The sequence below is a fragment of the Natronococcus roseus genome, from assembly GCF_043677095.1.
GTDB lineage: Archaea > Halobacteriota > Halobacteria > Halobacteriales > Natrialbaceae > Natronococcus > Natronococcus roseus.
In genome coordinates this window covers 457,301-479,173 of record NZ_JBHLJR010000003.1, presented here as the reverse complement: position 1 = coordinate 479,173, position 21,873 = coordinate 457,301, and the positions used below count along the sequence as shown (strand labels likewise).

Here is a 21,873-nt window from a genome sequence, read left to right as displayed (position 1 = left end):
GTCGGTGGAGGGCCAGGGCGGGGAAAACGCTACCGAAGTGCCGGGGAAGCGACCGCTCCTGCTACCGATACCGCTCGTCGGCGAGCCGAAGCGCGATACTGCCTACCAGAAGGCCGATGCCGAACGCGGGGAGTCGTGCGGCCTCCGTCTCAGTGCCGGCGACGGCAGCCGCAAGGGTCCAACTCGCGGCCGCAACGACCGCCGCCAACGCGACGATTCCTGCGAAGCCGACGGTCGTGCGGTCCGTTCGGCGCAGGATTACCAGCAGCAGTGGCCCGGTCGCGACGCCAGCGACGAGCGGAATCGCCGCACCGACCGACGCGAACACCCGAACATCGACGACGAAGAAATGCGTGCCAGTCAGCAGAAGCAGTCCGAGAGCCAGTTCTCGGAGTAGCAGACTCGAGGGCACAGACGTTGGGTTGTTCGAGCACGTACGCGATATACATAAATTTTATTTGATTATATTCCAGCATAACTGTTTGGTTGCGTCCAGGTGAGCCACTGGCCGTCAACCCGAACGGCGGCCACAGAAGTCAGGGTAGAAACGATCGATCCAACCCGTCGCGCTACTCCTCGGCGCGAGCCACCAGCGACTCGGCCGCCTCGCTCGCTCGCTCGAGCACCGCGTCCTCCTCGAGGGTCAGCACCTCCCGATCCCGCATGAGCACCTGCCCGTCACAGATCGTGTGGCGGACGTCGGACGCGGCCGCGGCGTAGGCGAGCTGGCTCACCAGGTCGTGAGCCGGCGTCAGGTGGGGTTCCTCGAGGTCGATCACGGCGAGGTCGGCGGGCGCGCCTTCCTCGAGGCGACCCGACTCGAGGCCGATCGCGTCCGCGGTGCTGTGCGTGAGCAGCTCGGCGATCCGCTCGGCGGGCACCGCGCTGGCGTCCTCGGCGGCGAGCTTGCCGATCATCGCGGCGTCGCGGGCCTCGTCGAGCATCGAGAGGTCGTTGTTCGAGGCCGCGCCGTCGGTCCCGAGTCCGACGGCGACGCCCGCCTCGAGCATGCGCTGGACCGGGGCCATCCCGCTCGCCAGTTTCATGTTCGAGGCCGGACAGTGGACCACGCCGGTTCCCGCTTCCGCGAGCAGCCCGATCTCGCTCTCGTCGACGTGGACGCCGTGGGCGACGAAGTCCTCGGGCTCGAGCATCCCCAGCTCGGCCGCGTACGCGAGGGGGCGAACGCCCCGGTCCTCGACGATCGGCGTTACCTCGTCGACCGTCTCGTTTGCGTGGTAGTGGATCGGGACGCCCGCTTCGCGGGCCTTCGGGACGAACTCCTCGAGGTATTCTCGTCCAACGGTCGTCAGCGAGTGGGGCATAAAGGCCGTCGAGATCCGGCCGTCCGCGGCGCTGTCGTACTCGCGGGCAAACTCGAGGCTCGTCTCCAGGTCCTCGCGGGCGCCCGCGTCGTCCTTGACGACGGTAACGACGCCGTGGCCGAGGCGCGCGCGAAGCCCCGCCCGGTCGACGGCGTCGACGATCTCGGGCATCTCGAAGTACATGTCGGCGAAGGCGGTCGTCCCGCCCTTGATCATCTCGAGCAGTCCCAGCTCCGCACCGACCCGAACGTCCTCGGCCGTGAGCTCCCCTTCGGCCGGCCAGATGTCCTCCTGGAGCCAGCTCTCGAGCGGTTTGTCGTCGGCATACCCCCGCAACAGCGTCATCGCAACGTGGCTGTGACCGTTGACGAACCCGGGTGTCACGAGTCCCCCCGAGGCGTCGAGCGTCTCCTCGCCCGCGAGGTTGGGGCCGACCTCAAGGATCTCGCCGCCCTCCTGGTCGATCAGTACGTCCGCGCGCGTCACGGTCCCGTCGGGCAACAGCACCTGGCCGCCGGTGATCGAAAGCGTCGCCATCGGTTCGGGTTTCTCGTCGGTCCGCCTTAGCGTGTCGATTCAACGAGCGGACTCGAGGGACACAAACCTTGGACCGCCAACCGTTTCGCAGCGACAACCTACTCGCCACCGCTTATGACGGTGGTAGCGAACGCTTCCGTCACGACCGAACGGGCAACGATCGCCCCGGAAATCGCATCCGGGAGCGACGTCGAATCGTTCGCGGAGCGAAATCGAGGGCCTCCGCGAGGTGGATCGATCGAGCGCCCGGCAGCTGCCGGCCCCGATTCGGGGCCCGACTCCTGTAACTCGAGCGAACTCTTTACTCGGCTTTCGGCCACTACAGCGGGGTTCGAACGGCGGGAAACCGTAGTAATATTCGGACCTATCCTTAACAGATTAAACACTATACCCGGTAAAACCCACGCTCCGACAGAGATGAATCGTCAACAGTACGCGGCGAAGGGACTGCAGATCGGCCGTCTCTCTGCGCAACGGCGGGCGAGCGAGGGATGCTCGCGAGCAACCACCGTCGCGGATACGGTCGGGTGATACGATGGGGAAGGTAGTTATCTCTCTCGACGCGGAACTCGGCTGGGGGTTTCACGACAGGGAGGTTCCGGAGTCACTGCTCCGGAACACACGCGAGAACTGGCTCCACCTCCGAGACCTGTTCGACGCCTACGAGGTTCCGGCGACCTGGGCGGTTACCGGCCACCTGTTTCTGGACTCCTGTCCGCGCTGTCACCGGGACCATCCGGCCGGCGAGCGCTGCTGTCAGCACGCGGTCGGCAACCTCGAAGCCAACGACGTCTGGTGTGCGAACGAACTCGTCGATGAGATCGCGAACGCCGCCGTCGACCACGAGATCGGCGGCCACGGCTTTACCCACGTCCACCTCGAGCACGAGCGGATGACCGACGAGTTCGCGGCCCGCGAAATCGAGAACTGTACCCGAGCCGCGGCTCGACAGGGGTACGACCTCTCGTCGTTCGTCTTCCCGGTCAACAGGGTTCGTCGCCGGGATCTGCTCGCCGAGCACGGGTTCGAGTGTTACCGTGGCGTGAACCGACTGCTCGAGGAGCGGGGAACGATCGGTCGACAGCTCACAAAGGTCTCGAGTGCGGTCGTCGGGAAGCCGACGCCGCCGATCGTCGAACCGCACGTCGACAAGTACGGACTCGTCAACGTTCCGGCGTCGATCTACCTGTTCAACTTCGGTCAGGAGTACGAGAAACCGTTCGCCGCGCTCGGGAAGGATCCGGTCCTCAGACAGGTCAAAGCCGGGATCGACGAAGTCGCCGAGACCGACGGCGTGTTACACCTCTGGCTGCATCCCCACAACCTTCGCACCCCCGCTCACCACCGACGGCTTCGGTCGATCGTTCGGCATATCGATCGCCGACGCGAGTCCAGCGATCTCCGCGTCGACACGATGAGCGGTATCGCCGACGACGTGCAGCGGGCGGAACGCTCTCGGCCCGCACGCGCGAAGTCGTTGTAACCCCAGACGATGTCCGATCCGTACGATATCCGACAGTACGAGCCGGCCGACAGAGACGCGTTCCTCGAGCTGTTCGAGGACGTGCTCGGCGGACGAATGGGAACGGACTGGTTCGCCTGGAAGTACGAGGCGAACCCCTACGTCGACCACGTTCCGATCATCGTCGCCGAGCACGACGGCGAACTCGTCGGCGCGCGGTCGTTCTTCCCGCTCCAAGTCGCCACGGGAGACGACCGGTACGACGCGTTCGAGCCCTGTGACTCGATGGTCCACCCCGACCACCAGCGACGCGGGCTCTTCACGCGGATGACCGAGCGGGCGATCGAGCGCTACGAGGACGACGTCGATCTCTTCTTCAACTTCCCGAACCACCGCTCGCTCCCGGGCAACCGCAAGCTCGGCTGGCGGGTCGTCGGCGAGCGGGAGACCTACTACCGGATTCAGAACCCGACCGCCTGGCTGCCGGCTCTCGAGCCCGTCGAGGCGCTCGCCCGGACCGCCGCGAGCAGTTACGGCGCGCTCAGGGACCGCCGCGCCGACTCGAGCGACGCGGTCGACCGGTCGCGGTACGACGGCGTACCGACGGCGACGCTCGCGGCGCTGGCCGACGCCGAGACGGTGTCGGAGTTTCACGTTGTCCGCGACGAGTCGTTCTACGAGTGGCGCTTCGAGAACCCGTTGTGGAGCTACCGGACCGTCCTCGCGACCCGGGACGGAGACGCCGTCGGAGCGCTGGTCTACGGTCGGCGGGAGCGAGCCGACGGACCCACCACCGTTCGGATCGTCGACGTGCTCCCGCTCGCGGCGGGAACCGACACGTACCGAACGGCGATCCTCTCGGGACTGCTCGAGGACGTTGTTCGGGAGAACGCGGACGCTGACGTCCTCGTCGCCCCCGGGGCGGTGATTCCCGAGGGAGCGCTCCGGGCCCGCGGGTTCCACAGCGATCAGCGACCGCCCCTGGCGTGGGCTACCTCGTCGTCGACCCACGTCGTCAGACCGTCGGGAACGGAGCCGACGGCGTGGACCCTCTCGGGCCGTCGGCTCACGGACGCCTCGAACTGGCGGCTCGCGTTCTGCGAGGTCGACAGCGGCTGAGTGCTCGTACCGTTCCGCGGCGGTGACGTTACCGGAGGCTCGAGCCGAACTGCCCGATCGGATCCGGCGCCGACTCGAGGAAGTCGACGATTTCGTCGATGTCGACCGCACCGAAAAGGATCGAGAGCGCGAAGAAGACGATCGCGCCGACCGGCGGGACGACGATCAACGACACGGGGAAGTCGATGACGACCAGCGGGATGGCCGAGCCGCGGAGAAACTCCGTCAGGAGGAAGATCGGAACTGCCGCGGAGACGCCTACGAGTATCGCCCGCGGGATTCGAGCGTCCGCGGCCGGATAGAAACCGATCGATCTGGCGCTCCAGAGGTGGAACACGAACATGAGTCCGTAGCTGATACTGGTCGCGGCGGCGGCGCCGTACATCCCGTAGGGGGGGATCAGCAGTCCGTTGAGCGTGACGTTGAGTACCGCCGCCGCGCCGGTCGCGACGATCAGCGTCCGGAGGTCGCCTTTTCCCTGGCCGATCGCGAGGACCGGTCGTGCCAGGGCGAACCCGACGCAGCCGGGGAGCAACAGGAGGATCGGCACGTAGCTGGCGATGTAGTCGTCGGGGTAGATGATCGGCAGGGCAACCGGTGCGAGCGCCGCGAGTCCGATCGCGAGCAGCAGGGTGAACAACAGCGTGTACCGCGTGATCCGGGCGGCCAGCGAGTTGATCCGCTCGCGGTCGTTGTTCGCCCAGATGTTCGACGTCGAGTGCAGGAGGACGTTCTGGAGCGCCAGCGGCACGATCCAGAGGAACTCCGCGAGGGTGAGCGCGATCCGGTAGTAGGCGGTTTCCTGGGCCGTGGTAAAGAAGCCGAGCATCACGACGTCGACCTCGTACAGCGACGTCAGGAAGAGAATCAGTACGATGCTGAGCCCGTTGTACGCAAAGAGTTCGCGGCGCGGAAACTCCCGCGAGGGAATCTTGAACAGCGCCGTCGTCAGCGGCACCTGTCGGTGGATCGCCGCCAGGCCGATCACCGACGTCACTACCGCGCCTGTCATGTGGCCGATCAGCACCCCGGGGACGCCGTAGCCGAGATACGCGAGCCCGACGCCGACGGTGATAAAGAGGATCTTGTCGAGAAAGAGCAGCGGTTCGGAGTAGCGCTCGAGGCCGAATCCCATGAGCGTTCGGCGCGTGTACTCGCGGAACTGGGAGGTGAAGACGAGCAGCGAGAGGAGATAGAAGTACGTCTGGTAGGACGCGCCGAGGTGATTCTGGATGAAGCCGGATCGGGCCGCCAGCGCGAGGAAGAAACAGCCGACGGCGGCGAGCAACAGCGCCAGTCGGAGGTAGAACCCGACGACGTGTTCGTCCCAGTGTGGCGTGTCGCGTTGTTCCGCGACGTACTTCCTTACGCCGTCGCCGACGCCCGTGCTGACGAAGATCATGTAGATCGCGAAGATGGACATCAGGACCGCGTAGTCACCGTACCCTTCACCGAGGAACCGGGTCAACAGCGGCGAGGAGAGGAAGTCGAGACTGATGAGGAGAAACTTCACGCCGAGGATCGAGAGAAAGCCGCTGGTAATGCTCCGCTTCATTCGTTAGGAGGTGTTTCGAACGCTGCCCGAAGAGTGCATCGTGTTCCGGTCCCGATCGAGTTCGGCCCGTTTCGTCCGGCGGAAGCGCCCCTCGGGGGCGCGGCGGTCGAATCGCCGCCGAGGGCGACGGCGAAGTCGTGTTTCCGGTCTCGTATCGACGAGCGCTGTCGTGCGCGCGGCCGACGGAACGGGGAGAACGACGATCGACGGAGCAGACCCATCGCTCGGTCGTACCGACGCGCGGGGGATTATTATACGGTAAATAAGCGACGCGATCGGCGGAGAGTCCGGCACGAGAGGCCCGTAAACTCCGTTTGCGTGCCTATCGATACCGCGTGGTCAACCCCCGCGGAGGTCACAGCGCCAGTACCCCTCTCGGTCCCGAATCCGGTAGCCGGCGGCCTCGAGCGCCGCTCTCGTTTCGGCCGGGGCGTCGTCCTCGAGACCCTCCTGATGGATCTCGACGAACACCGTCGGTTCGTGTCGCTCGAGGAGCGCTCGAGCGCCGCGAACGACCGCGGGTGCGGCCCCCTCGACGTCGATCTTGATCGCGTCGGGCGCCGGCAACCCCGAGACGAGATCGTCCAGCCGACGAACCGGGACCGGTCGGACGTCGGCGACCGAGGCCCCCCAGCGGGTGGCGCCGGCCCGGTCGAACGCCGAGAGCTCGGGGTACGTCGAGACGTAGAACGGACGGTCGCCGCGCTCGTCGCCGATCCCACAGGCCCGGACGTCGATCCGATCCTCGAGCCCGTTCAGCCGAACGTTCGCGCGCAGTCGGTCGGCGGTTCGCGGTGCGGGTTCGAAGGCGACGACCCGTCGATCCGGTTCGTCGGTCGCCAGCGCGAGCGCGTAGATTCCGACGTTCGCGCCGACGTCGTAGACGACGGCCGACGGGCCACAGCAGGCCTCGAGCTCCGCGAGCATCCGGTCGTCGCCGTGGCGGTTGAGCGGTTCGTAACACCGGAACGTCCCCGCGGGCGTCCGGTTCCGGCGCGAGAACAGCTCCCGATCGTAGTTCAGCGCCGCCAGCCGATAGTAGGCGCCGTAGCCCAGCCCGCGGAGGGTCCGAAACGCCCGCGTCCCGAGATCGGAGCGCTCGAGACGCTCGAGAGCGGCGCTCACGCGGGTACGACGGCCAGCCCCGCGACGCCGTCGATCCCGAGGACCTGGGAGCGCCACTCGCCGTCGGTCGCCGCGAGGAACCGACCGTCGGCGGTGACGGCGTAGACCGCGTCGGCGTAGCCGACGTCGACGATCTCCCCGGGTACATCGAGCTCGCGCCACTCCCCGACGTCCGCGGCGTAGTCGTAGGCGGCTCCATTCGAAACCGCGTGTGCACGACGGAGGCTCCCCGGCTCCGATCGAGGATCCGCGGCGACGACCTCGAACGAGCCCTCGAGAACCTCCATCCAGCCGTTGCCGAGCTTGTAGAGGCCGTCAGCGGTAGCCGCGAGCGGAACGCCCGCTGCGGAGACGTCGCGGACGTCGGTGAGCCCGGCATGATCGAGTTCGCCGTCGTGGACACGGTAGACACCCCGATCGGTCGCGAGGAGGTCGCCGTCGATCGCCCGAACCGTCGGTTCGAAGTCGCCGGAAAGCGTCTGCCACTCGTCGTCCTCTCGGGAGGCGACCCGTCCGTCCGGACCCGCAGCGAGCAGCCCGGACTCGTCGGCGCCGACCGCAACCGCGGAACCGAACCCGGTTCCGACGAGCTCGGCGTCGCTCGCGTCGGCCGCGGGCTCGAGCAGTTCGACGTCGTCGTCGGTCGCGACGGCGATCCCGTCTGCGGTCGCAGCGACATCGACGGCGTCACAGCGCTCACAGAGCCCGAACTCGCCGACCGTATCGCCGGCGACCCGCACGCGGACGACGCCGAATGAACTCGCGACATAGACCTGAGTGTCGCCCTTTCGATCGCCGTAGACGCGTTTCTCCTCGATCGAATCCATGTTTCGGGGATCGGGACGGCGAACCGAAAGCGTTCCGTCTGTCCGTCGGCTTCGGAACCCATTTGGGGGGGCCAACCCGACTACTACGTGATGCAAGTATTCGGATCGAGCGGGACGCGGGGCGTCGCCAACGAGGAGCTGACGCCCGCGTTCGTCCTGCGCGTCGCGAAGGCAGCGGGGACGGCCTGGGGGGTCGGCCGCATCGCGATCGCGCGCGACACGCGATACACCGGCCAGATGCTCGCCGACGCCGCCGCGAGCGGGCTGGCAAGTACGGGGACCGACGTCGATCGGCTCGGGATCATGCCGACGCCGGGCGCGCAGGCGTACGCCGAACGGGAAGGCGTTCCGGTCATGGTTATCACGGCCTCGCACAACCCACCGCAGTACAACGGCGTCAAGCTCGTCGACCGCGACGGCGTCGAGCTCGCCGTCTCCGACCTCGAGTCGATCGAGGAGACGCTGCTCGCGGAGGCGTTTACCGTCGCCTCCTGGGACGAGACCGGGCGCGTCCGCGAGGTCGAGGGCGCCAGACGCGAGTACGTCGACGAGCTGCTCGAGGCGGTCGACCGCGAGCGGATCGCCGACGCCAACCTGACGATCGCCCTCGACCCCGGCCACGGCGCGGGCTCGCTGACCAGCCCGGAGTTCTTCCGTCGGCTAGGCTGTCGGGTCGTCACCGTCAACGGCCAGCCCGACGGCCACTTCCCCGGTCGCGATCCGGAGCCAGTGCTGTCGAACCTCGGCGATCTGGGCCGGCTCGTCCGGTCGACCGACGCCGACATCGGAATCGCCCACGACGGCGACGGCGACCGCGCGATCTTCTTCGACGAGGACGGCGAGTACGTCGAGGGCGACGCCACGCTGGCCGCGCTCGCGGCGGCCGAACTCGGGCCCGAGGATACGACCGTCTCGGCGGTCAACGTCTCCCAGCGCCTGGTCGACGTCGCGAACGAGATCGGTGCCGAACTCGAGCTGACCCCGATCGGCTCGACGAACATCATCACTCGTATCCGAGAGCTCGAGGCCAAGGACAAACACGTCCCCGTCGCCGGCGAGGGCAACGGCGGAATCTTCTTCCCGAACTACCGGCTGACCCGGGACGGCGCCTACACCGCCGCGCGGTTCCTCGAGCTCGTCGCCGAGCGGCGGGTCAGCGAGATCGTCGCTCCCTACAGCGGCTACGCCAACGTCCGCCGCAACATCGAGTACGAGTCGACGGCCGAACGCGACGCGATGCTCGACGCCGCGGCAAACCACGCCCAGGAGGCCGACGCCGAACTCAACACGCGCGACGGCTACCGACTCGATCACGGCGACGCGTGGGTGCTGGCCCGACCGTCCGGCACCGAGCCCCTCGTCCGCATCTACGCCGAGGCCCGCGACGGCGACCGGGCGAACGGACTCGCCGACGAGATGTACGAGGCCCTCTCGACGGCGAAAAACGACGCCTGAACCGGAGCGCCGCCGGCAGCAGTTCTTTCGGCCTCGAGAACCCATCGCTCGAACAGATGGGGAAAGAGTCGACACAACACCGCCACGAGGTCGCCGACGAAGACGACACGCCCCAATCCCAGCCCGACCCGCTCGTCGGGGCGGAGTCGCGGACCGACGCCTGGCTCCACTGGCTCTACCTCCACGGCGACCGCCGGGCCGTCTCGGGACTGATGCTCGTCGCCACGTTCGTCGCCTCCCTAGCGTTGATCCGGAGTTCACTGATCACCCCGGCTGCGGCCGACGACGTCGTCGCGATCTCCTCGACGCTGATCGGCGGGATGCTCCCCTTTATTACCGTCGTGCTGGCGATCAACCAGCTGATCCTCTCCGAGGAGTTCGGGACGACCGGCGCCTTCTTCGAACGCCTCGAGGAGACCGCCGACTTCCGAAAGTCGATCGAATCCCACACCGGCGTTCGACCGAGCCCCGCCGAGCCGTCCGCGCTGTTACGGACGCTGATCGAGGCCAAGCGCCGAACGACCCTCGGCCTCCGAAACGTCTGTTCGGACGCGGAGGCGGAACTGCGCGAGGACGTCGAGGAGTTCGTCTCGACGACGGTACCGCGGGACGACGACTCGATCGAGTCGCTCGGGGAAACCACGTTCGGCACCTTCGAGGTGATTTCGGTTATCCTCCACTACAACGATCCCTGGCAGCTCCAGGAGGTCAGAAAGATCCGCGAGTACCACCGAGTCGACCTCTCGGCAGCCGCCGACGACCAGCTTGAGCGCCTCGAGGAGCTGCTGGGCGACATCCACGTCGCCCGCCAGTACTTCAAGACGGTGTACATGCAACAGGAGCTGGCGGATCTCTCGAAAATCCTGCTGTACGTCGGCTTCCCGACGCTGCTGGCCGGCGCCTTCATCGTCCTCTCGTACGGCAACCTGCTCGCCCTCGAGTTGCACTCCTACGTCTACGTCGTCGTCGTCGCCGCGACGATCACGGCGCTGTTCAGTCCGTTCGCCGTGTTGCTGGCGTACGTGCTCCGGATCGCGACGATCGCGCGGCGGACGGCCGCAGATTTCGGCCCGTTCGTGCTCCAGCAACAGCTCCCCCGTGAGGACCTCGAAACGAGCGACGTCGGCGACTGAACTCAGTGGCGCAGTTCCTCGCCGTACCGGGCACCCACCCGCTCGGTCGCCAGCAGGATTCGGTGGGCGACGACGAGCAAGACGACCGCGAGCACCATCAGCGTCCCCTCCCACAGCGTCGAGAGCAGTCCCAGTGAGACGATCAGCGTCGTCGCACAGGCAGGAGGGTGGCGGGTGTCGGTCGCGAGCATCCCACCGGCGGTCAGGGTCGTCGCAACGACGGCGCTGGCCGCGAGCTGGAGCCCTGCGAGCGAGCCCGGTGCCGTCGCCGAGGTCATGCTGACGCCGCCGGCGAAGGTGTGGTAAGCGATCAGTCCGGCGACGACGCCGATCGCGTGGCCCCCGATCACCCGTCGCGGCGAGGTCGCGTCGCTGTCCTGAAACAGCGCCAGTACGAACGCGGACGGACCGAGGCTCGGAAACACCATCGGCAGCCCCGAGAGCCAGGCGACGCCGGCCGTCGTGAGGATGAGCAGGCCGGTGTGAAGCGTTGTCCCCGTCCGATCGTCCATACTCCTCGTTCGACGGCTCGAGGTGAAAACGTCGGTGTTTCCGGGTTACTCACGAGCCTTCGGGACGATCGTGACCGGTACTGGCGACCGACGGGCGACCTTCTCGGCGACGCTACCGAGCAGCATCCGCGAGACGCCCGATCTCCCCTCGCTTCCCATGACGATCTCGTCGACGCCGGCCTCGACGACGTGCTCGAGGATCGCGGCGGCGGCCTGGCCCTCGAGAACTCGCGTCTCGACTCGCCGTCCGTGCTCCTCGGCGAGTCGCGTGGCGTCCTGGAAGACGTCGAGGTCGGTCGCCTCGCCGGCGTCGGCCGACGGCTCGCCGGCGTACCCCGCCTCGAGGTCGTCGACCGCGTGGACGACGACGAGCTCGTCGTCGGGGAACCGTTCGAGGGCGTACTCGAGGGCCGCCCGCGCGGGCGCCGAGTCGTCGATCGGGACGAGCAGCTGTCTGGTCATAAAGCGGGGTACGACCGCCGGCCCCTTCAGTCGTGGCCCGAGGCGAAAACGGTCGAGCGGGTCCTACACCCGGTCGTCGACCTCGAGTGCGGCCTCGAGTCGCTCCCGCTCGGTTCGGAGGGATTCGAGTTCCTCCGTGACCCGACCCTCCCGCAGTCGCTCCCGCTCGTCGGGGGTCAGCTGCTCGACGGCCTGGGCCGCCGTCTGGAGCCGATCGTACTCCCCGTCGCGGGCGAACGCCCGAACCTCCCGGAGCGCGGCGACGGCCTCCTCGTCGGCGACGCGGGCGACGAACGGCCGGAGCTCCCGGGTTCGCCGCTCGAGGAGACCCGCGGGACCGGGCGGCCAGCCGACGGTCAGCGGTTCGCCGCCGATCCCCTCGAGGTAGGTCTGCTGGGTCGCGACCGCCCGCTTGAGTTCGTCTGGGTCTTCGACGTAGTGAGAGAGCTTCGAGCGGGAGTAGTCGGCGTACTCGAGCAGCTCGGGGATCGTGTACTCGCCCGCAGGTCGCTCGAGGACGAACCGCTCCAGATCGTCGGGCGGCAGCTCGAACGGGACGAAGGGGTACCACCGGCTGCGCTCGAGCAGCGCGAACACCTCGCGGGCCGAGGCCTCGAGGCGGTACTCCCGGAACCGCTCCCGGATCAGCTCGTCGTAGCGCTCGATCGGCTCCCGCAGGCGTTCGACGGGGGCGCTCAGGTCGGCGTTGGCCAGCTCGAGCAGGCGCTCGCGCTCGTCGATCTCGCCGTCGATCTCCCGGAGACGACGGCTCGCGGCTTTGCGCGCCTCGTCGAGTGCCTCGCGGGCCGCGTCTCGCTCCTCGAGCAACTCGGCGTACCGCTCGGCGGGCTCGAGTTCGTCGTGGGCCCGCTCGAAGTCGGACTCGCTCAGTCGGCGCTTGTCGATGGCGTCGAGCGCGCTCTCGAACGCCTCGCGGCCCTTCAGGTCGTCGGGAAGTCCCTCGACCAGCGAGTCGAACTTCCCCTCGAGTTCGACGTAGGCCTTGAAGTTCTCCCTGCCCGTTCCCGTCGCCCGGTCGACGTAGCGCTCGAGCAGGTCCGTCGCGTCCCGGTAGGCCTCGGCGGCCTCGACGACCGCCTCGCCGCCGCGATCGTCGATCGCCGTCCGGGCCTGTGCGTAGCGTTCCCGGGCAGCCTCGAGTCGCTCGAGGGGCGTTCGATCGGTCTCGGCGTCGCTCGAGCGGGAGACGCGCTCGCTCATCTTACTCGTAGACGGCCTCCGGATCGAAGACGCGTTCGCCGACGTTCTCCCCCTCGATCGTGCGGTAGAAACAGGAGCGGTGGCCGGTGTGACAGGCCCCGCCCGCCTGGTCGACCAGGTACAGCAGGGTGTCGGCGTCGCAGTCGACCCGGACTTCCGCGACGTCCTGGGTGTGGCCGCTCGTCGCGCCCTTCTCCCAGAGTTCGTCCCGGCTGCGCGAGTAGTAGTGGGCCCGCCCCGTCTCGCGGGTTCGCTCGAGAGCCTCCGGGGAGACGTAGGCGAGCATCAACACCTCGCCGGTCTCGGCGTCCTGTGCGACGGCCGGCACGAGTCCGTCCTCGCCGAAGTCGACCGCGATCTCGTCCATAGGCGACTCGAGGGCCGTGCCGGCGATAGATCTTTTGCAGTCGGTCGGTCCAGGGGGCGATCGATCGACTCGAGCCGCGGAGTCCCGAACTGGTTCGACGAAAAGCGATCCGAACTCGCGTCGCTACGACTGGCCGTTCAGCACGATGTAGTCGACGCCGAGGATCCGCTCGTCCTCGTTGAGTTCCCGCTTCGCCTCCTCGGGAACCAGTCCGTCGACGTTGTACACCGTCAGGGCCTCCCCGCCGATCGTCTCGCGGGCGTTGAACATCCCCGCGATGTTGACGCCGTACTTGCCCATCACGCTGCCGATGAGGCCGATGACGCCCGGCTCGTCGGTGTTTCGGGTGACGACCATCTTCCCGTGGGGGATCGCGTCGACGCGGTAGCCGTCGATCCGGACGATCCGGGGGTCCTCGCCGGCGAACAGCGTCCCGTCGACCGAGATCTCGTCGTCACCGTTGCCGACGGTCACCGAGATCAGGCTCTGGAAGTCGGCGGCCTGGCGGGTCTTCGACTCGGTGACCTCGACGCCCCGATCCTCGGCGATCTGGGGGGCGTTGACCGCGTTGACCTGCCACTCGAGCGGTTCGAAGACGCCCTTGAGCGCCGAGGCGGTGACGAACTCCAGGTCCTCGTCGGCGATCTCGCCCTCGTAGGAGACCTCGACGCGCTCGGTGCGACCCTCGAGCAGCTGGGCGGCGACCTTGCCCGCGGTCTCGGCGATGTCGATGTAGGGTTTGACGCGGGGGAACGCACTCTCGTCGATCGAGGGGGCGTTCAGGGCGTTTGCCACCGGTTCGTCGAGGAACGCGGCGGCGACCTGCTCGGCCGTCGAGACGGCGACGTTCTCCTGGGCGGCCTCCGTCGAGGCGCCGAGGTGGGGCGTGACGATGACGTCGTCGTGTTCCAGTAGCGGCGAGTCCTCGGCCAGGGGCTCCTCCGCGAAGACGTCGAGCGCGGCACCCGAGAGGGTCCCGTCCTCGACCTTCGCGGCGAGGGCATCCTCCTGGACGATCCCGCCGCGGCCGACGTTGACGAGGTAGCCGTCCTCGAGCAGGTCGAGCTCCTCGGGGCCGATCATCCCCTCGGTCTCCGGCGTGAGGGGGGTGTGGATCGTCAGGAAGTCCGCGCGCTCGAGACACGGCTCGAAGTCGACGAGTTCGGCGCCCAGCCGATCGGCGCGCTCCTCGGAGATGTAGGGATCGAAGGCGACGACGTCCATTCCCAGCGAGTCGAGCTTCTTCGCGACCTCCTGACCGACCCGACCCAGGCCGACGACGCCCAGGGTCTTGCCGTCGAGTTCGGCGCCGAGGTAGTCGCTTTTGGCCCACTCGCCGTTCTTCAGGCGGATGTGGGCCTGCGGGACCGAGCGGGCGGTCGCGAACGCCATCGCGACGGTGTGTTCGGCGGCCGCGCGGACGTTGCCCTCGGGCGCGTTGGCGACGATAACGCCGTGATCGGTCGCGGCCTCGATGTCGATGTTGTCGACGCCGATTCCGGCCCGACCGACGATGACGAGCTCCTCGGCGGCCTCGAACAGCGTCTCGTCGACCTCGGTCCCGGAGCGAACGATCAGTCCGTGGGCGTCCGACACCGCTTCGAGCAGGTCGTCGCCCTCGAGTTCGTACCCCGTTTCGACCTCGTGGCCGGCGTCTCTGAGAACGTCCAGACCCGCGTCCGCGATCGGGTCCGTAACGAGCACCTTCATGCGCGAGACACCGCCTTGGAACGGGTAAACCCTTCCGTTGTCGGCACGGGTGGCAAAAACCGTTACCGGCCGCAAAAACTGCCTCAGATCGTGATCAGGACGGCGCCGACGACCACCAGCACCGCTCCCGCGACGACGCCCTTCGTCACCCGCTCGAGGTCCCGAAGCAACACGGCGGCGAACACGAGCGTAAAAAAGGGCGCGGTCGCGACCAGCGGGTCGACGACGGCGATCCGTCCCGCCTCGAGGCCGAGCGCAGCCATCAACGAGAGCATCGCGACCGTCGTCAGCAGTCCGCTGACGGCGAAGTAGCGGTAGGAGGCGCGAGGACGCTCGAGGACGTCGCGCCCGCCGACGGCGAGCGCGTAGGCGACCAGCGCGACGAGTCCGGCCGTCTCGTTGATCGCGACGGCCTCGAGCGCCGAGATCGGCGTCTCGAGCATCCCGTACCGGCGAGCAACGTTGGCGACGGCAAACGTCGCGGCGGCCAGGATCGGCCACAGCAGATCCCGCGGCGTCCAGCCGCCGAGGTCGCCGCCTCTCGAGACCGTCAGGGTCGAGAGCCCGGCGACGAGGATCACGATCCCGGCCCCCGTCACCGGGCCGAGCGGTTCGCCCAGGGCGACGAGGGCGATCAGCGTCGCGAACAGCGGCCGCGTGCTCAGAATCGTGCTGTTGAGACTCGCACCGACCCTGTCGACGCCGACGAAGATCGCGATCCGGCCGAGCGCCGTGCCGATCACGCCCGCGAAGGCGAAGACCGCCAGGATCTCGAGGGTCAGTCCGGCGAAGGCCGACTCCCCGTAGAGAACGGCGATCGCGAGCCAGTACCACAGCAACTGGACGACCACGACGACCAGCGCGGCCTGGATCGAGCCGCCGCCGCTGGCCATCCCGCGCTTGTCGAAGATCGGCGCGAGCCCCCACAGGATCGCCGGTACCAGCGCAAGTGCCACGACCTCGAGCGACGTGGCGGTCATCCGTCGTCGCCACCCGTCCGCCCCTCACTGGGCATTGACAACAGTTGGGACAGAGTCCTGATCATCGTTGTGATACCGGCGGGGTTCGACGCCCGTATTAAAAAGCCTCGAGTGCAACATCCAACAGTATATTACTCGCCCTAACCACGGCTTACACGTCTTCGATGTCCCTCCCGACGTACCAGTGGCGGTGGCTACAGCCCGACGGCGCCAGCCAGCCGGCGCTATCGGCGTCGCTGCTCGAGTGGGAGTGGCTGTTGCTCTCGCTGATCATCGTCGGCTCGTACCTGCTGGCTCGCCTCGTCCACTGGGCCGGCCGACGGTATCTTCGGCCGCTGGACGAGGACGCGCCGACGACGTTCGGACGGGCGGCCGTCGAGGAGATCTACACGCCGCTTGCGATCTCGATCCTCCTGATCGGGATCTCCGTCTCGCTCCAGGCGTTCGGCGTCGTCGAAGCCGAGTCGCTGCTCAGCAACGCCGTCGCGACGGCGCTGACGGTGCTGTGGGCGCGCGCGGCGATCCGAATCGGGAGCCGCTGGCTCGAGGTCGCGAACGGCTCCGAGAACAACTACGAGTTCGCCCCGATCTTCCAGAACTTCTGGACGATCGGGATGGTCGCGGTCGCCGCGCTGGTGATCGTCTCGATCTGGGACCTGCAGGTGACGCCGTTTCTGGCGTCGGCGGGTGTGCTGGGTATCATCATCGGCTTCGCCGCCCAGGACGCGATCAGCAACCTGATCGGCGGCATCGCGCTGTACTTCGACAACACGTACAAGCCGGGCGACGTCATCCTGCTCGAGGAGGGGATGCGCGGTACGGTCGTCGATATCGGCATCCGGTCGACGACGGTCCTCACCCCGGAGAACACGATGGTCACCGTCCCCAACGCCGTGTTGAACTCGACGCAGGTCGTCAACCAGACGGCACCGCGACGACACATCAGGATCGACGTCCCGATCACGGCGGCGTACGGGACCGACTACGAGACCGTCGAGCGGATCGCCATGGACGTCTGCGAGGACTCACCGATGATCCGCGAGTCGCCGCGGCCGCGCGTGCTGTTTCGTGAGTTCGGCGACTCCGCGCTCGTCTTCGAACTGCAGGCCTACATCGCTCACCCGCTGGCCGAGGTCCGGGCCGTCGATCAGCTCAACCGCCGCATCTACGATCGGTTCGACGAGGCGGGGATCACGATCCCGTTCCCCCAGCGCGAACTCTCCTTCCTCGAGGAGTCGGCCGATGCCGATCAGCGCCTCGACTTCCGCGAACCGGACGAGCCGGCGGGCGGACGCGACGAACGCGGGGACGGAGCCGACCAGCCCGCGGAGTCGCCGCCGAGCGGTCCGGGTCCCGACGAGTAAGGGGCGCTTTCTGACTGTTGGGCGGGACACGATGGAACACGTTCTCGGGTCAGCTCACGCGGAGCCGTCGTCGATCGTCGTTTCGATCGGCGCGCGCTCGAGCAGCCGCGGCAGGACGGCGACGGCAGCACCGAGAGAAACGAACAGGGCGACCGAGAGCGTCGTCGAGATCACCATCGACACGTCGACGGCGACCGAGAGGACCTCCTGTTCGGCGCCGACCTCGCCGGCGTCGGGGTCGCTCTCCTCGGGCACCCACTGGGTGACCGTCCCGAGGGCGACCAGCGGAACGACGTAGGTCGCAGTCAGCGTTCCGACGAGGATCCCGGCATCTCTGAGGGTCTCGAGACGAACGTATCGAGCGAGCAGGTAGCCGACGACTCCGAGAACGAGAGGCGGAACCAGCGCCGAGACGTGAGAGGCGAACATCCCCATCGGGGCGTACAGCCCGCGGGCCGCTTCCTCGCCCTCCACGATCACCGCACCGTGGCTGCCGAGCATCGTAAAGCTCGACATCACCCACCGGCTCGGTTCGTTCTCGACCTGCGCGAACAGCCCCGTCCCGAACATCGACCCGGCGAGCTGGTAGCTCATCAAAAAGACTGCCGCGAACGCGATCACGCCCGAAGCCACCCCGACCGCCCAGGCTGGAGCCTCGACCGTCGGCCGGCCGCTGCGCTCGACTGCGCACTCCGGGTCGTCTCCGTCGTTCGGATCATCGTCCCGGGGTTCGTCCTCGAGCGACGGCCCCTTGTCGTACTCGAGTCGTCTCTCCGTTGACATGGCGCGACAGTCGAAGCGCGTCGCTAACAGCTTTCGGGTGCGGTTCGTCTCGAGGCGGCTCCGAACGAGTCTGACCGCTCTCGGAGCGGAACCTGAACTGGTTTATCCCGGGCCCCACAACGGGCGAGCGATGACAGTCGTTGCGTTCGATTTCGACGGGACGCTCTCGGACTCCGAGATGACCGTCCTGCTTGGCAGACAGTGTGGCGTCGCCGACGAGATGGCCGAGATCACCGAACGGTCGATGAACGACGAGATCGAGTACGCCGAGAGCCTCCGCAAGCGAGCGGCGCTGCTCGAGGGACTCGAGGAGGAAGCCGTCGCCGCGGCCTTCGCCGAGGTCGAACTCCGCGAGGGGGCGGGGGCGCTGATCGAGTCGCTGAACGACGCGGGCGTCACGACCGCGATCCTCACGGGCGGGTTCGAGCGCGGCGTCGAGGCCGCCCTCGGGCGCGAGGGGGTGACGGTCGACCACATCGTTTCGAACCGGCTACCGATGGCCGACCGTAAGCTTACCGGCGACGTTGAGGGCTCGCTGATCGAGGGGACCAAGGACACCGCCCTCGAGGACCTCGCGACCCACGTCGGCGCCGAACTCGAGGAGACCGTCGCAGTCGGCGACGGGGCGAACGACCTGCCGATGCTGCGGGTCGCCGGACTCTCGATCGGGTTCGACCCGAAACCCGCCGTCGAGCCCCACTGCGAGGTCGTCGTCGACTCGATGGCCGAGGTCCGTGACACGTTACTCGCCGAGGGCGTGCTGGACCGCGAGTAGCGCGAGAGCCGTCGCCAGCGCTGAAATTCTACGGTAACGGGCCATTTCGATACCAAGAGAGTTATTTACTCAGGGACGAGTAAGTTGTCTCGATGATGTGGCAAGACCTGGTGTTCATGATAGGCAGCACGCTCTCGATTCTCTTTCTCGCCCCGACGCTGCGGGACGCGAGCGCCCGCGTTCCCCTCGGGACGAGCATCCCGTCGATGGGGATCGGGATGGTGTACGGCACGACGTTTCTGACCCTCGGCATGACCTTCTCGGCGCTCGGCGCCTACGCGGCGGGATCGATGTGGTCACTGATCGCAGCGTTTCGCTCGCCCCAGAGACCGATCCAGCAACTGCTTCGGTTGACCGGTCTCTCGCTTTTCGCGCGGGACCTGCGACGGTGGGTGGACCGACGGCGCGACGACCGCCGGCTCGGCGAGCAGTACGTTTCGGCCGAGCAGCCGTCGGCCGTCCACGCCGATTAACGAGGCTGAGTCCCGGTCCGACGCGCGAAACGACCGATTACTGCGAGGACGCCGTTACTTCGAAAAGAGGCTCGTGTGCACGGGCGCGAACGAGTCGTTCTCGTCCTCGATTTCGGGATTCGTGTCCGTGATCGTCCGTCCGGACAGGCCCGTCTCGAGCAGTTCCGACAGCGGCGGCCCGACCTTCTCGGGTTCGACGAGGAAGGCGTCGTGGCCGTGGTCGGAGTCGACAACGTGGTGGGCGACGTTGACGTCGGCATCGCGGGCGGCCTCGGCGACGACCTCCGCCTGCTCGACGGTAAAGTGCCAGTCGCCGGTAAACGAGAGGAGGAGCAACTCGCCCTCGAACGCCGCCAGCGCGTCGGCGTCGGACTCGTAGCCGGCCGAGAGATCGAAGTCGTCCATCGCCCGCGTCAGGTAGAGGTAGCTGTTGGCGTCGAAGCGATCGGTGAACTTCTCGGCCTGATAGTCGAGGTAGGACTCGACCTCGCGGTAGGGGAAGAAGGCGGCCGCGGGGTCGGGCGGGGTCTCCTGGACCGTCTCGCGGCCGGCCGATCGGCGGCCGAACTTCCGGGCCATCGAGGTCTTCGAGAGGTACATGATGTGGCCGATCTGCCGGGCGCGGGCCAGTCCCTCCTCGGGCTCCGCCCCGCCGTAGTAGTGACCGCCGTTCCAGTTCGGATCGCTCGTGATCGCCCGGCGGGCGACGGTGTCGAGCGCGAGACACTGGGCGTCGAGCCTGGCGGCCGTGGCGACCCCCGCGGCCCGCTCGACGTCGTCGGGGTAGCGGCGCAGCCAGTCGAGCACGTTCATCCCGCCGACGCTGCCGCCGACGACGGCGTGGAGCCGGCCGACGCCGAGTTCGTCGAGCAGCCGTCGCTGGGCGCGGGTCCAGTCCCCGATCGTCACGGGCGGAAAGTCGGTCCCGTACGGCTCCCCCGTCTCGGGGTTCGTGCTCGAGGGACCCGTCGTCCCGTAACACGAGCCCGGCGCGTTCGCACAGACGACGTAGTACTCGGTGGTGTCGATCGCCTTCCCGGGACCGACGACGTCGCCCCACCAGGCACGGGCCTGGCCCGCGGTCCCGTCGCCGGCGTCGGGGCGACGGGCAACGTGTGCGCTGCCGGTCAGGGCGTGGCAGATCAACACTGCGTTGTCCCCCTCGAACTCGCCGTACGTCTCGTAGGCGACCTCGAGGCTCGGGATCGACTCCCCCGACTGGAACTGGAACTCGCCGAGGTCGATCGTCTCCTTCGTCGTCACGGGTTACCCCTCGCGAGCCGCGCGTGTAGCTTCGTCGATCGCTCCCTCGAGATCCGCGAGGATGTCCGCGGGGTCCTCGATCCCGACGGACATCCGGACGAGATCCGGCGTGACGCCGGCCTCCTCCTGTTCCTCGGGGGTGAGCTGACCGTGGGTCGTACTCGCGGGATGAATGACCAGCGTCTTCGCGTCGCCGATGTTCGCGAGGAACTGGGCAACCTCGACGTTCTCGCAGAACGTCTTGCCCGCCTCGTACCCGCCGCGCTCGCCCGCGCCCTCGAGCCCGAACGCGATCATCCCGCCGTAATCGGAGAGATACTGGGATGCGTTGTCGTGAGTCGGATGGGACTCCAGTCCGGGGTAGGTGACCCAGGCGACGTCCTCGTGTTCGTTCAGGTAGTCGGCGACGATCGCCGCGTTCTCACAGTGTTTCTCGACCCGGAGGGGGAGGCTCTCGAGGCCCTGCAGGGTCTGCCAGGCGTCGAACGGCGACTGCTGGTTGCCGAGGCTGCGCAGCGAGCGATAGCGCGCGGCCGCGGCGAAGGGGGCCTCCGGAAAGTCCCGCGAGAAGTCGACGTCGTGGTAGGCGTGGTTCTGACCGGCGATCTCGTCGTAGCCGTGTTCCCCCCAGGGGAAGGAGCCACCGTCGACGAGGATCCCGCCGACCGTCGTTCCGGAGCCGTGGAGCCACTTCGTCGTCGACTCCCAGACGACGTCGGCGCCGTGCTCGAGCGGTCGACACAGCGCGGGCGTCGCGAACGTGTTGTCGACCACGAGCGGGACGCCGTGGTCGTGGGCGATCTCGGCGACGCGCTCGAAGTCGGGCGTCACCAGCGAGGGGTTGCCGACCGTCTCGACGTGGACGAACGCGGTATCCTCGTCGATCGCCGCCTCGTAGGCCTCGTACTCGAGCGTCGAGACGAACCTGGTCTCGATGTCCCGGCGAGTGGCGGTCTTCGAGAAGTACGCCGTCGTCCCGCCGTAGGTGTCCGTCGAGCAGACCACGTTGTCGCCCGCCTCGGCGAGGATCAACACCGCCGAGTCGAGCGCGGCCATCCCGCTGCCGGTCGCGACCGCGCCCGCCCCGCCCTCCAGCGAGGTCAGACGGTCCTCGAGTACTCGTACCGTGGGGTTGGCGATCCGCGAGTAGATGTACCCCTCCCCCTCGAGGGCGTACAGCTCCGCGGCGGCGTCGGCGTCGTCGAAAACGTAAGAGGTCGTCTGGTAGAGCGGCGGTGCCATCGCGCCCGTCGCGGGATCCGCCGACTGGCCGGCGTGGACGCTCCGCGTCCCGAATCGACAGCCCTCCCGATCGCTGCGCCCGTCGCTCGCGTCGTCACTCATGTTTAGTACGCATACTTCTCCACGTTCATATGCGTCCCAGTAACGGCAAAAACCGCAGGGCCGAAGCGGTCCGGACGAACG

Annotated in this window: 21 protein-coding genes; 7 read left to right on the top strand and 14 right to left on the bottom strand. The window is 67.8% G+C overall.

Translation table 11 applies throughout. The features are described 5' to 3' along the window. Nucleotides 1-61: 61 nt before the first annotated feature. Both ACFEMD_RS10375 and ACFEMD_RS10370 read right to left on the bottom strand, forming a co-directional pair. Nucleotides 62-412, bottom strand: coding sequence for a hypothetical protein (locus ACFEMD_RS10375; RefSeq protein ID WP_394740933.1), 351 nt, complete (start codon nucleotides 410-412; stop codon nucleotides 62-64). A 157-nt stretch (nucleotides 413-569) separates the two neighbouring features. Further along, complete coding sequence (locus ACFEMD_RS10370; protein WP_394740932.1) at nucleotides 570-1,862, bottom strand: amidohydrolase; 1,293 nt, start codon at nucleotides 1,860-1,862, stop codon at nucleotides 570-572. Nucleotides 1,863-2,397: 535 nt separating this feature from the next. On the opposite strand from ACFEMD_RS10370, the gene ACFEMD_RS10365 reads away from it, so the two are divergent. Beyond that, the gene (locus tag ACFEMD_RS10365) at nucleotides 2,398-3,345 is read left to right on the top strand and encodes a polysaccharide deacetylase family protein (RefSeq protein ID WP_394740931.1); all 948 of its coding nucleotides are present in this window, start codon (nucleotides 2,398-2,400) and stop codon (nucleotides 3,343-3,345) included. A 9-nt stretch (nucleotides 3,346-3,354) separates the two neighbouring features. Next, entirely contained in the window at nucleotides 3,355-4,443 is a 1,089-nt protein-coding gene (locus ACFEMD_RS10360) for a GNAT family N-acetyltransferase (RefSeq protein WP_394740930.1), read from the top strand. A 28-nt stretch (nucleotides 4,444-4,471) separates the two neighbouring features. On the opposite strand, the gene ACFEMD_RS10355 is transcribed toward ACFEMD_RS10360, so the two are convergent. The 3 genes from ACFEMD_RS10355 to ACFEMD_RS10345 form a co-directional block, all read right to left on the bottom strand. Next, entirely contained in the window at nucleotides 4,472-5,998 is a 1,527-nt protein-coding gene (locus tag ACFEMD_RS10355) for a polysaccharide biosynthesis C-terminal domain-containing protein (RefSeq protein ID WP_394740929.1), read from the bottom strand. A 339-nt stretch (nucleotides 5,999-6,337) separates the two neighbouring features. Further along, entirely contained in the window at nucleotides 6,338-7,123 is a 786-nt protein-coding gene (locus ACFEMD_RS10350) for an FkbM family methyltransferase (RefSeq protein ID WP_394740928.1), read from the bottom strand. After that, nucleotides 7,120-7,950, bottom strand: coding sequence for an HVO_0234 family beta-propeller protein (locus ACFEMD_RS10345; RefSeq protein WP_394740927.1), 831 nt, complete (start codon nucleotides 7,948-7,950; stop codon nucleotides 7,120-7,122). Before ACFEMD_RS10345 ends, ACFEMD_RS10350 begins: the two co-directional genes overlap by 4 nt. Before the next feature lie 90 nt (nucleotides 7,951-8,040). Between ACFEMD_RS10345 and glmM the strand changes: the two genes are divergently transcribed. Together glmM and ACFEMD_RS10335 are read left to right on the top strand one after the other, a co-directional pair. After that, nucleotides 8,041-9,405: a phosphoglucosamine mutase gene (gene glmM, locus ACFEMD_RS10340; RefSeq protein ID WP_394740926.1), complete on the top strand. Its 1,365-nt coding sequence runs from the start codon at nucleotides 8,041-8,043 to the stop codon at nucleotides 9,403-9,405. A 56-nt stretch (nucleotides 9,406-9,461) separates the two neighbouring features. Then, entirely contained in the window at nucleotides 9,462-10,538 is a 1,077-nt protein-coding gene (locus ACFEMD_RS10335) for a hypothetical protein (RefSeq protein WP_394740925.1), read from the top strand. A gap of 2 nt (nucleotides 10,539-10,540) precedes the next feature. Here ACFEMD_RS10335 and ACFEMD_RS10330 read toward each other — a convergent pair whose 3' ends face one another. The 6 genes from ACFEMD_RS10330 to ACFEMD_RS10305 all read right to left on the bottom strand — a co-directional run bounded on the left by ACFEMD_RS10330 (nucleotide 10,541) and on the right by ACFEMD_RS10305 (nucleotide 15,790). Then, complete coding sequence (locus ACFEMD_RS10330; protein WP_394740924.1) at nucleotides 10,541-11,050, bottom strand: HPP family protein; 510 nt, start codon at nucleotides 11,048-11,050, stop codon at nucleotides 10,541-10,543. 45 nt (nucleotides 11,051-11,095) lie between these two features. Next, complete coding sequence (locus tag ACFEMD_RS10325) at nucleotides 11,096-11,512, bottom strand: universal stress protein (RefSeq protein WP_394740923.1); 417 nt, start codon at nucleotides 11,510-11,512, stop codon at nucleotides 11,096-11,098. Between the two features lie 63 nt (nucleotides 11,513-11,575). Beyond that, the gene (locus tag ACFEMD_RS10320) at nucleotides 11,576-12,733 is read right to left on the bottom strand and encodes a DUF7118 family protein (RefSeq protein ID WP_394740922.1); all 1,158 of its coding nucleotides are present in this window, start codon (nucleotides 12,731-12,733) and stop codon (nucleotides 11,576-11,578) included. Between the two features lies 1 nt (nucleotide 12,734). Further along, nucleotides 12,735-13,100 carry a phosphoribosyl-AMP cyclohydrolase gene (hisI, locus tag ACFEMD_RS10315; RefSeq protein ID WP_394740921.1) on the bottom strand — a complete coding sequence of 122 codons (366 nt, stop codon included), beginning with the start codon at nucleotides 13,098-13,100 and terminating at the stop codon, nucleotides 12,735-12,737. Nucleotides 13,101-13,223: 123 nt separating this feature from the next. Continuing rightward, entirely contained in the window at nucleotides 13,224-14,810 is a 1,587-nt protein-coding gene (serA, locus tag ACFEMD_RS10310) for a phosphoglycerate dehydrogenase (protein WP_394740920.1), read from the bottom strand. Nucleotides 14,811-14,893: 83 nt separating this feature from the next. Continuing rightward, nucleotides 14,894-15,790: an EamA family transporter gene (locus ACFEMD_RS10305; protein WP_394740919.1), complete on the bottom strand. Its 897-nt coding sequence runs from the start codon at nucleotides 15,788-15,790 to the stop codon at nucleotides 14,894-14,896. Nucleotides 15,791-15,954: 164 nt separating this feature from the next. On the opposite strand from ACFEMD_RS10305, the gene ACFEMD_RS10300 reads away from it, so the two are divergent. Further along, nucleotides 15,955-17,154, top strand: coding sequence for a mechanosensitive ion channel family protein (locus ACFEMD_RS10300; protein ID WP_394740918.1), 1,200 nt, complete (start codon nucleotides 15,955-15,957; stop codon nucleotides 17,152-17,154). 54 nt (nucleotides 17,155-17,208) lie between these two features. On the opposite strand, the gene ACFEMD_RS10295 is transcribed toward ACFEMD_RS10300, so the two are convergent. Next, the gene (locus ACFEMD_RS10295) at nucleotides 17,209-17,937 is read right to left on the bottom strand and encodes a hypothetical protein (protein ID WP_394740917.1); all 729 of its coding nucleotides are present in this window, start codon (nucleotides 17,935-17,937) and stop codon (nucleotides 17,209-17,211) included. 130 nt (nucleotides 17,938-18,067) lie between these two features. Between ACFEMD_RS10295 and serB the strand changes: the two genes are divergently transcribed. Further along, nucleotides 18,068-18,712, top strand: coding sequence for a phosphoserine phosphatase SerB (gene serB / locus ACFEMD_RS10290; RefSeq protein WP_394740916.1), 645 nt, complete (start codon nucleotides 18,068-18,070; stop codon nucleotides 18,710-18,712). A gap of 92 nt (nucleotides 18,713-18,804) precedes the next feature. Next, nucleotides 18,805-19,185, top strand: coding sequence for a hypothetical protein (locus ACFEMD_RS10285; protein ID WP_394740915.1), 381 nt, complete (start codon nucleotides 18,805-18,807; stop codon nucleotides 19,183-19,185). A 54-nt stretch (nucleotides 19,186-19,239) separates the two neighbouring features. Here ACFEMD_RS10285 and metX read toward each other — a convergent pair whose 3' ends face one another. Continuing rightward, nucleotides 19,240-20,448, bottom strand: coding sequence for a homoserine O-acetyltransferase MetX (gene metX, locus ACFEMD_RS10280; RefSeq protein ID WP_394740914.1), 1,209 nt, complete (start codon nucleotides 20,446-20,448; stop codon nucleotides 19,240-19,242). A 3-nt stretch (nucleotides 20,449-20,451) separates the two neighbouring features. After that, a complete protein-coding gene (locus ACFEMD_RS10275) occupies nucleotides 20,452-21,792 on the bottom strand; it encodes an O-acetylhomoserine aminocarboxypropyltransferase/cysteine synthase family protein (RefSeq protein WP_394740913.1) in 1,341 nt (446 codons plus the stop codon). Nucleotides 21,793-21,873: the final 81 nt, after the last annotated feature.

Bases quoted from the DNA above. Each gene is read 5' to 3' on its own strand.
- serB (WP_394740916.1), top strand. From the start codon at position 18,068: ATGACAGTCGTTGCGTTCGATTTCGACGGGACGCTCTCGGACTCCGAG.
- ACFEMD_RS10330 (WP_394740924.1), bottom strand. From the start codon at position 11,050: ATGGACGATCGGACGGGGACAACGCTTCACACCGGCCTGCTCATCCTC.
- ACFEMD_RS10355 (WP_394740929.1), bottom strand. From the start codon at position 5,998: ATGAAGCGGAGCATTACCAGCGGCTTTCTCTCGATCCTCGGCGTGAAG.
- hisI (WP_394740921.1), bottom strand. From the start codon at position 13,100: ATGGACGAGATCGCGGTCGACTTCGGCGAGGACGGACTCGTGCCGGCC.
- ACFEMD_RS10345 (WP_394740927.1), bottom strand. From the start codon at position 7,950: ATGGATTCGATCGAGGAGAAACGCGTCTACGGCGATCGAAAGGGCGAC.
- ACFEMD_RS10320 (WP_394740922.1), bottom strand. From the start codon at position 12,733: ATGAGCGAGCGCGTCTCCCGCTCGAGCGACGCCGAGACCGATCGAACG.
- ACFEMD_RS10285 (WP_394740915.1), top strand. From the start codon at position 18,805: ATGATGTGGCAAGACCTGGTGTTCATGATAGGCAGCACGCTCTCGATT.
- ACFEMD_RS10335 (WP_394740925.1), top strand. From the start codon at position 9,462: ATGGGGAAAGAGTCGACACAACACCGCCACGAGGTCGCCGACGAAGAC.
- ACFEMD_RS10370 (WP_394740932.1), bottom strand. From the start codon at position 1,862: ATGGCGACGCTTTCGATCACCGGCGGCCAGGTGCTGTTGCCCGACGGG.
- ACFEMD_RS10325 (WP_394740923.1), bottom strand. From the start codon at position 11,512: ATGACCAGACAGCTGCTCGTCCCGATCGACGACTCGGCGCCCGCGCGG.
- ACFEMD_RS10295 (WP_394740917.1), bottom strand. From the start codon at position 17,937: ATGTCAACGGAGAGACGACTCGAGTACGACAAGGGGCCGTCGCTCGAG.
- ACFEMD_RS10305 (WP_394740919.1), bottom strand. From the start codon at position 15,790: ATGACCGCCACGTCGCTCGAGGTCGTGGCACTTGCGCTGGTACCGGCG.
- serA (WP_394740920.1), bottom strand. From the start codon at position 14,810: ATGAAGGTGCTCGTTACGGACCCGATCGCGGACGCGGGTCTGGACGTT.
- ACFEMD_RS10275 (WP_394740913.1), bottom strand. From the start codon at position 21,792: ATGAGTGACGACGCGAGCGACGGGCGCAGCGATCGGGAGGGCTGTCGA.
- glmM (WP_394740926.1), top strand. From the start codon at position 8,041: ATGCAAGTATTCGGATCGAGCGGGACGCGGGGCGTCGCCAACGAGGAG.
- ACFEMD_RS10365 (WP_394740931.1), top strand. From the start codon at position 2,398: ATGGGGAAGGTAGTTATCTCTCTCGACGCGGAACTCGGCTGGGGGTTT.
- ACFEMD_RS10300 (WP_394740918.1), top strand. From the start codon at position 15,955: ATGTCCCTCCCGACGTACCAGTGGCGGTGGCTACAGCCCGACGGCGCC.
- ACFEMD_RS10360 (WP_394740930.1), top strand. From the start codon at position 3,355: ATGTCCGATCCGTACGATATCCGACAGTACGAGCCGGCCGACAGAGAC.